3 protein-coding genes and 2 pseudogenes are annotated in these 6,356 nt (G+C 73.0%); all 5 read right to left on the bottom strand.

Translation table 11 applies throughout. The annotated features are described in order from the left end of the window. Positions 1 to 694: pseudogene (locus L1885_RS21170) on the bottom strand (type VI secretion protein); the annotation flags it as partial. Positions 695 to 698: 4 nt separating this feature from the next. Beyond that, on the bottom strand, positions 699 to 2,150 hold the full coding sequence (locus L1885_RS21175) for an ATP-binding protein (RefSeq protein WP_235798749.1): 1,452 nt from the start codon (positions 2,148 to 2,150) through the stop codon (positions 699 to 701). 55 nt (positions 2,151 to 2,205) lie between these two features. Next, complete coding sequence (locus tag L1885_RS21180; protein WP_235798750.1) at positions 2,206 to 3,765, bottom strand: SCO6880 family protein; 1,560 nt, start codon at positions 3,763 to 3,765, stop codon at positions 2,206 to 2,208. After that, positions 3,762 to 5,121: pseudogene (locus L1885_RS21185) on the bottom strand (hypothetical protein). The gene L1885_RS21180 and the pseudogene L1885_RS21185 overlap by 4 nt, the downstream one beginning before the upstream one ends. After that, entirely contained in the window at positions 5,111 to 5,956 is an 846-nt protein-coding gene (locus L1885_RS21190) for a hypothetical protein (protein WP_235798751.1), read from the bottom strand. Before L1885_RS21190 ends, L1885_RS21185 begins: the two are co-directional and overlap by 11 nt. Between the last annotated feature and the right edge of the window lie 400 nt (positions 5,957 to 6,356).

The following is a 6,356-nucleotide window of genomic DNA, read 5'->3' on the forward strand; positions in this document are numbered from 1 at the left end:
CGGCCGGCGGCTGTGCCGGGCCGGGGGCGGACTCCGCGGCCGCGGGCGGCGTGGCACGGGCCGCGGCCGCCGGGGAGTCCGGGGAGTCCGGGGAGTCCGGGGAGTCCGGGGGCCGTGGCGCGCGGCTGCCCGGGTCTCCGCCGAGCCCCCTGGCGTCCTCGTACGCCCGCTCCTGGTTCTCGTACGTCCCCCGGCCCTCGTAGGTCCGTCCGCCCTCGCGCGCGGCCGGGTCCTCGTCGGCCGGGGCCTCGTCGAAGGCGCGGGCCCTGTCGTACGCCTGGCGGCGTGCCCGGTCGCGGCGTGCCGCGCGTACGGCACGCCAGCGGGTCACCGTGCCCAGCACGAAGACCGTCAGGACGGTCAGCACCATCAGCTGGCTGATGAGCAGGCCCCAGAACAGGCCGTAGCCGGAGAGCTGGCGGGGCGGGGTGGCGGGCCAGGCGCCCGGCAGGTCGTGCGGGTGCGTGACGAGGGACCGTATGGCCGTCGGCGTACGGGTGAAGGCGAGGCCGTCCGGCCAGGCGCCGTGGGTGAACAGGGCGCCGAGGCCCGTCGCCGTCCACACGAGGACGGCGAGGCCCAGCAGGAACGCGATCAGGCCGAGCAGCAGGCCGTCGGGGATGCCGCCCTGGCGGCCGCCCGCGCCGCCGGGGCGGCCCGGGGCACGGGGGTCGCGGTCGTCGTCGCGGGGCACGGCGTCAGGCCACCGTCGACTCGGAGGACTCGTTCAGCCGGCGCTGGTGCTCCAGGTAGGCGGCGCGCTGCTCGGTCTCCCACTCGGCAGCCCGGATGTCGTCGGGCAGTCCCCCGGACAGGGAGTCGTCGTCCTCCCCGGCGCCGTGGTGCGCGGACGCCTCCGTCATGGCGCGGTCGGTGAAGACAAGGGGGCGTTCGGCCTCGGTGACGAGGTGTTTGACGACCTGCACGTTCCCGTTGACGTCCCACACGGCGATGCCGGGGGTCAGCGTGGGGATGATCTCGACGGCCCAGCGGGGCAGGCCGAGGACCCGGCCCGTGGCACGTGCCTCGTCGGCCTTCTGGGCGTAGATCGTGCGGGTGGAGGCCATCTTGAGGATGGCTGCGGCTTCCTTCGCCGCGGCGCCGTCGACGACGTCGGAGAGGTGGTGCACGACGGCGACGAACGACAGGCCGAGGCGGCGGCCGAACTTCAGCAGGCGCTGGAAGAGCTGCGCGACGAAGGGGCTGTTGATGATGTGCCAGGCCTCTTCGACGAGGAAGATGCGCTTCTTGCGGTCCGGCCTGATCCAGGTGTGCTCCAGCCAGACGCCGACGATCGCCATGAGGATGGGCATGGCGATGGAGTTGCGGTCGATGTGGGAGAGGTCGAAGACGATGAGCGGGGAGTCGAGGTCGATGCCGATGCTGGTCGGGCCGTCGAACATGCCGCGCAGGTCGCCGTCGACGAGGCGGTCGAGGACGAGCGCCACGTCGAGGCCCCAGGCGCGCACGTCGTCTATGTCGACGTTCATGGCCTCGGCGGACTCGGGCTTCGGGTGGCGCAGCTGCTCCACGATGTCGGTGAGGACCGGCTGGCGCTCGGTGATGGTCTCGTTGACGTAGGCGTGGGCGACCTTCAGGGCGAAGCCGGAGCGCTCGTCGAGGCCGTGGCCCATCGCCACCTCGATGATGGTGCGCAGCAGCGCCAGCTGGCCGGTGGTGGTGATGGCCGGGTCGAGCGGGTTGAGGCGGATGCCGTCGTCGAGTGCGGCCATGGCGTCGAGCCGGATGGGGGTTATCCCCAGCTGCTGGGCGATCAGGTTCCACTCGCCGGCGCCGTCCTCGCCCTGCGCGTCGAGGACGACGACCTGCCGGTCGCGGAAGCGCAGCTGGCGCAGGACGTACGTCTTCTCCAGCGCGGACTTGCCGTTGCCGGACTCGCCGAGGACGAGCCAGTGCGGGGCGGGCAGCTGCTGGCCGTAGAGCTGGAAGGGGTCGTAGATGTAGCCCTTGCCGCTGTAGACCTCGCGGCCGATGATGACGCCGCTGTCGCCGAGGCCCGGCGCCGCCGTGGGCAGGTAGACGGCCTGGGCCTGGCCCGTGGAGGTGCGGACCGGCAGCCGGGTGGTCTCCACAGCCCCGAACAGGAAGCTGGTGAACGCGTCCGTGACGGCGGACAGCGGATCTTTCATCGCGGACTCCTTTCGGCTCGGCGGTACTCGTGGTGGTCCCCGGACGGCGCGGCCGTCACCGGCGGATGCCGGTGGCGAACGGCAGGGTGTTGACGAACGCGCGGTGGTGCTCGCGGTCGCACCACTCGAGCTTGAGATACGACTTGCCGGCCGAGGCCCGGATCGTCCGCTTGTCCCGGGCGAGGGCCTCGGGCGATCGGGAGGACACCGTGATGTACCCGACGAGGTTGACGCCCGCAGCACCGCTGGCGAGGTCTTCACCCCGCTGGTCGAGCCTGCCGTGGGCGGCGATGTCGCGCGGGTCGACCGTGCGGTTCATCTTCGCGGCGCGGCTGGCCTCGGCCTCGTCGTTGGTCTTCTCGGTGAGCATCCGCTCGATGGCGATCTCGGTGGGCTCCAGGTCCATGGTGACGGCGACCGTGCGGATCACGTCGGGGGTGTGGACGAGGAGGGGCGCGAGGAAGTTGACGCCGACGGGAGTCATCGGCCATTCCTTGATCCACGCGGTGGCGTGGCACCAGGGCGGGCGGGTGGTGGACTCCCGCGTCTTCGCCTTGAGATAGGTGGGTTCGACGGCGTCGAGCTCGGCCGGCCAGGCGTTTCGTTTCGTCATGGCCTGGATGTGGTCGATCGCGTGGTCCGGGTCGTACATGGAGTGCACGAGGGACGCGAGGCGGGCCTGGCCGAGGGGCTGGCGGACCCGGATGTCCGCCTCGGCGAGGCGGGCGCAGATGTCGGTGAGCTCGCGGGCCATGACGACGGCGAGGCCGGCGTCGCGGTCGAGGCGCTGCCGGCCGGGGCCCGCGGTGCTGCGGGCGGCGCGTGCCATGGTCTGGGCCTCGGCGGCCAGCTCGCGGTTGAAGTGCATGCAGGCCACGAGGTAGGCGCGGTGCTGCTCGCTGGAGGTCGAGACCATGGACTGGAGCTGGTCGTAGGAGTCCTGCAGCCAGGCGGGGGCGGTGCCGTCGCCGCGCTGCGCGACGTCCTTGGCGTGGGCGTCGGGGTCGGCGGGCAGCGTGCGGGCGAGCATCTGCAGGCGGGTCACGAAGCCGTCGCCGTTGGCGACGTGCTTGAGGAGCGTGCCGAACCGGTCGACGAGGGCCTCCTGGTCCTCGCTGTCGCGCAGGCCGACGCCGGGGCCCTCGATCTCGATCGCGGCGGTGACCGTGCGGCGGTCGGCGTGCAGCAGTACGGCGATCTCGTCGGGTCCGAACGGCGCGGCGAGCCAGTTCATGGTGCCGATGCCGGGCGGCGGGCCGACCTCCACCTCGCGGCCGTCGAGGGCCGTGCCGGCCTCCATGGCCGAGGAGCGGTAGGCGGTGCCGCGCCGCAGGATGCGCTTGTAGCTCCGGTTGATCTCGAACCACTTGTAGAACGTGCGGTGCTTGTACGGCACGTACACCACGGCCAGCGCCAGCATGGGGAAGCCCATGAGGAACACGATCCGCAGGGACAGGACGGGCACGATGAGCCCGCTCATCATGCCGAGGAAGGCTCCCGCGATGATCAGGGCGATCTCGCCGGTCTCCCGGTTCTTGCCGACGATCGCGTTCGGCCGGGCCCGGCCGATGAGATACGTGCGGCGGGGCGCGATGGGGTGGGACTGGGTCGTCAACGCCCTCTACCTCCTGCTGTTGGTGCCTGAACCGCCCGTGCCGCCGCCGTTGGGGCGGGAGCCGTGCGGGGTGCCGCTGGTCGGGCTGGAGCGGGGCGGGGGTGCGGCGGAGGGGACATGTCCGCCGCCGGCCCCGCCCCCGGACTGGGAGGGGCGCGAACTGTGCGCGGCGACGCCGCCGCTGACCGGGTTCGCGGGGCGGGCGCCCCCGCCCCCGCCGCCGCCCTCGCCGCCCTGCTGGGGGGCGCGGGTCGAGTGCGTCTTGATGCCCTGCGCGACGAGGTTGGCGGGCGAGGAGAGCACGGCGGCCGCCTGGGAGCCGTCGGTGGCCTGCTTGCGGCCCGCTCGGGAGGACGAGATCTCGTCGCCGAAGCCGGGCACAAAGCGGTAGATCATGGCGGACGCGAAGATCGCGAGCAGGATGATGGCGAGGCCGGAGACCACGGCGGAGAACGCGTCGGGCCCGTTGTCTCCGGACAGGGCGCCCGCGAGGCTGAGCACGACCACGATCACGGGTTTCACCATGATCACGGCGATCATGATGCCGGCCCAGCGGCGGACGTGGCCCCACATGTTCTTGTCGACGAGGCCCGCGTAGACGACCGTGCCGAGCAGGGCGCCCACGTACAGCAGGGCGGCCCTGATGACGAGTTCGAGCCACAGGACGCCCGCGGCGAGGATCGACACCAGGGAGACGACGATCAGCATGATGGGGCCGCCGCCGATGTCGTTGCCCTTCTTCAGGGCGTCGGAGAAGCCGCCGAAGAACACGTCGGTCTGGCCGCCCGTGCTCTTCGAGATGACGTCCGTGACGCTGTCGACGGCCGAGACGACCGTGTAGAGGATCAGCGGGGTGAAGGCGGAGGCGAGGACGGTCAGCCAGAGGAAGCCGACGGCCTCGGAGATCGCGGTGGTCAGCGGCACGCCCCGCACGGCGCGCTTGGCGACGGCGAGCAGCCACAGGACGAGCGTGAGGATGGTGGACGCGGCGAAGACGACGGCGTACTGCCGCAGGAACGAGGCGTTCGTGAAGTCGACGTTGGCGGTCTCCTTCACGGCGCTGGACAGCTTGCCGATGGTCCACGCGGCGGCCTCGGCGCAGCCTCGGCCGAGGGAGGAGAGGGGGTCGAGGGCGTCGGCGCCGGGGAGGGTCGAGTTGGGGCTGCTGCCACCGGACTTGCAGTAGTCCCGTGCGAGCCCCTTCTGTGCCTCGCAGTCGACGGTGGCGCTCGGGGAGGGCGCGGCTGCCGCCCGCGTGGCCAGCAGGACCGCGGAGGCCTGCAGGCCCGCGAGCACACCGGCGATCGACACGGCCCGGGCGCGGGGCCGGGAGCGGTCTTGAGAGCTACCTCGCATAGGTGAAGCCTCCGAACTGCTCGACGGCCTGGGTGATCTGATCGGCTGTGGAGGCCGCGTCGTCGCCGGGTACCGGTGCGGGGCCGTCCTTCTCCGTGTCGGAGACGATCTTCCAGTCGTTGTTGGTCCACTGCAGCTGGAAGGTGCTGGTCTTCCACGTCGTGGTGACCGGGTTCGTCGAGTCGCTGCCGGCCATGCCGATGAGGCCCGTGTACCAGACGCTGATCTTGGCGGCGCCCTGGCTGTAGCCGAGGACCTTCGTGCCGACGGGGATGGTGCGCGAGACGAAGGTGCTGCCCTGGGGGGCGTCGCCGGAGGCGTCGAGGCCCAGCTTCGACAGGAAGTCCGCCGAGTAGGCCGCGTCGAGGCTGGTCGTCAGCTTGGCCGCGGCGGCCGGGGTGTAGATCGTGTCGAGGATCGCGTGGCGCCGGTCCATGTGGAACATGCCCTCGGAGCCCAGGGCGACGGCGTAGTTGGCGGCGGCGCTCGCCGCGCCCTGCTGGTCCTCGGCGTAGCCGCCGGGGATGGAGGTGTCGGGGCCCGCGGCGCGGCCCTTGACGGGCTTGACGTTGCTCGGCGCGGTGGGGTCGGCGGCGGCGCCCTTGCCGGGGGAGCGGTCGTTGCCGTCGGACGCGGTGCCGTGGCTGCCGCCGCCGCGGTTCGCGAACGCGATCGCCGCGATGAGCAGGACCACGACGCCGACGACCGTGACGAGGGACCGGGACGTGCGGGCGGGGCGGCGGCCGCCCCCGTAGCCGTCGCCCTCGCTGCCGGGCAGCCGGGTGCGCGTGTGCCCGGGGTCGCCGCTGTAGTCGTGCTCGTCACCGAAGCTCATTGCCAGTCCCCTTCACCGTGCGCGCCGGCGCGCACGCCACGTACGACGGTAGTCCTGCCGACCGTCGGCCGGGGGCTCCGTGGTGACCTGGCGTCAGGCCCGCCCTGGCGGCGCGGTGCGCGGGGGCAGGGGCCTCGGCGGCGCGGGGCCGCGGGCCCCGCGTCCGGGCGCGGGCGCCGTCTCGCCCGCGGGGCTTTCGCGCCGGGGGCGCGGGAGGCGGCGTACGAGGTCGCCCGCGGGGCCTCGTGGACGGGCCGGGGTGCGTGCGCGGTCGGCTGGGGAGCCGGTCGCGGGGGTGCGGCCGGGGGCGGTGGTGGCATCAGCGGGCGGGACATCGAAGGGGCGCATCCTCAGCCGGTGGGCGCGACGGACAGGTGGTGGTGCGGGTGGTGCGGGCCGG

Source organism: Streptomyces fuscigenes, assembly GCF_021556455.1.
In the GTDB taxonomy this organism is placed as follows: domain Bacteria; phylum Actinomycetota; class Actinomycetes; order Streptomycetales; family Streptomycetaceae; genus Streptomyces; species Streptomyces fuscigenes.

Bases quoted from the DNA above. Each gene is read 5' to 3' on its own strand.
- L1885_RS21190 (WP_235798751.1), bottom strand. From the start codon at position 5,956: ATGAGCTTCGGTGACGAGCACGACTACAGCGGCGACCCCGGGCACACG.
- L1885_RS21175 (WP_235798749.1), bottom strand. From the start codon at position 2,150: ATGAAAGATCCGCTGTCCGCCGTCACGGACGCGTTCACCAGCTTCCTG.